We start from the raw sequence: 1,802 nt of genomic DNA, 5'->3' as shown, positions 1-1,802 counted from the left end.
CCCCACGGTGCCGTGGGCGCGGAGCATGGAACAGGCCTTCATCGACCTGAAGTGGACCGTGCCGGTCAAGCAGGCGCGGGCGGGTGACGTGGTGTTCTCACGCCTGCCTTCCGACTTCGGGCACATCGGCTTGATCGGAGAAGGCGCAGGCGGGCAACTGTGCGTGCTGGAAAACGCCACGGTGCGGCGCGGCCAACAGCTGGGAGGCTCTCTGAACTGGGTGCCGCTTGAGCAGTGGGGCGGGCTGACCACGGTGGGACGGATGCCAGATATGTGGGTGTTCGACGTTTCGACGCCAGCGCCAGCGGTTGTGGTGAAGCCTGCACCGGTTGGCGTGCCTGCTGCGCCTGCTGGCCCTCGCGTGCTGGTCGAGAACACGGGCGGCGGCTGGGACAACGTGGCCGGGCAGCGCATCACGCGCGGTGGCGTGACGATCAACGCCACCGATCCGAACGCAGTGTGGATCGCGCTCAGGGGGGAAAGATGAAAAAGACTTTGATTCTTGGAATGCTGCTGCTCACCAGCACGGCAGCGGCGCAGGCGAACAGCGACTTCGACCTGATGGGGTGGCTCCGGTTTTTAGGCAGCAACCCAGCGGTCCTCGCGCCTGTGATTTTCGGTGCAGTCAGCACGGTCAAGCGCAACACCGCGACCCGCTACGCCACCTACGACCCACCGCGCAAAGACCCACCCGCCGAGGTCTGGTGGGCGCTGAGCGCGCTGATCGGCGTGGCCAGCAGCCTGATGCTGTACTTCAGCAACATGGGCGCGAGTCTGCCGCTGCTTGGCCTGACGGGCTGGCCCACTTCCATTTTTTACGGCTTGACCGCCGCAGCGGCTGCCGTCTTCGGACGTGACGGTCTGAAATCGGCGTTCGGCTGGTTTGGAAGCGGGAAGATCCCGGCAGTCATCGCCGTGCCGTCGCCGGGCGGCTTGGAAGCCATACCGCTACTGAGCTTCCCTGCCGCTGGGCCGCCGCAGGATGACCCCGATTTCCCCTCTGCGACCCGTACCGACTGGCCTGCGGTGGTCGGTGACGATGCACCGCTTGCTGATCAGCCCGTCAACCCGCCGCCCGCACCCGCCGTCATCGTGGCGACACCTGCTGTCCAGGAGAGCCCATGAACGAACTGCTGAAGCTCGTCACTGGCATGTTGGGCGCGAATGTGCCCGTTGCCGCCGCCCTCAAGCTCGCCCCGATCCTCGCGCCGGTCGTGCTGGACCTGGCCGACGGCGACGCGCATCTCTCTGCCGAGAACCGACTGAAGGTGCAGGAAGAAATCGAGCACCTCAAGGAGAGTGGTCAGCTGTGAAAAAACGGTTCGGACTTTTGGCTTTGACGGCTGTGATTGCTCTCGCTTCCTGCGCCCCAGCCCTGCAAGCGGCACAGCAGGAAAGCGCCTCACTGAAGCTCGACGGCGCGAGCGTGGTGTTCATCAACCCTGGCCCGGATACCGCGATGGCTCCAGCCCTCTTGCTCTCCGGCGATTTCGTGACCACCGATCAGAACTGCACGCGGCGGGAAAGTGGGTACACCGGCTGCACCCTGCCAGACGTGACAGCGAGCAAGCTCTACCGGGTGATCATCGACCAGGGCCAGGTCAAGGCCGGGTCGGTAACGTTCTACCGGGCCAGTGGCGGCGTGCGCCCGATCTACCTCCGTCTGCCGTGAAAAACGATTGTCTTGCCGCAATAGTTTTAGGGTATTTGATTAGCGGTCTGTGTAGGATCCGTAATGGAGCGCGTTCAAGCTAGGTGCGTCACCTTCAAGATTGCTAACTTGGCATGCACCACAACGGCCT

General features: G+C 64.1%; 4 protein-coding genes. All 4 read left to right on the top strand.

What is annotated here, in order from left to right:
* Positions 1 to 487 (top strand): hypothetical protein (locus tag GUI70_RS22425; protein ID WP_237725123.1); only part of this gene is annotated, 487 nt, incomplete at its 5' end.
* Positions 484 to 1,125, top strand: coding sequence for a hypothetical protein (locus GUI70_RS22420; protein WP_161884490.1), 642 nt, complete (start codon positions 484 to 486; stop codon positions 1,123 to 1,125). The genes GUI70_RS22425 and GUI70_RS22420, both read left to right, overlap by 4 nt.
* The gene (locus GUI70_RS22415; RefSeq protein WP_161884489.1) at positions 1,122 to 1,313 is read left to right on the top strand and encodes a hypothetical protein; all 192 of its coding nucleotides are present in this window, start codon (positions 1,122 to 1,124) and stop codon (positions 1,311 to 1,313) included. The genes GUI70_RS22420 and GUI70_RS22415 overlap by 4 nt, the downstream gene beginning before the upstream one ends.
* A 23-nt stretch (positions 1,314 to 1,336) precedes the next feature.
* Positions 1,337 to 1,672, top strand: coding sequence for a hypothetical protein (locus GUI70_RS22410; RefSeq protein ID WP_161884488.1), 336 nt, complete (start codon positions 1,337 to 1,339; stop codon positions 1,670 to 1,672).
* Positions 1,673 to 1,802 lie beyond the last annotated feature (130 nt).

This window comes from Deinococcus alpinitundrae, assembly GCF_009982895.1.
In the GTDB taxonomy this organism is placed as follows: Bacteria; Deinococcota; Deinococci; order Deinococcales; family Deinococcaceae; genus Deinococcus; species Deinococcus alpinitundrae.
The sequence above is the reverse complement of the archived record's forward strand: the minus strand, read 5'-3'. Positions and strand labels throughout refer to the sequence as shown.

Coding starts and splice junctions, on each gene's coding strand:
- GUI70_RS22420 (WP_161884490.1), top strand. CDS start 484: ATGAAAAAGACTTTGATTCTTGGAATGCTGCTGCTCACCAGCACGGCA.
- GUI70_RS22415 (WP_161884489.1), top strand. CDS start 1,122: ATGAACGAACTGCTGAAGCTCGTCACTGGCATGTTGGGCGCGAATGTG.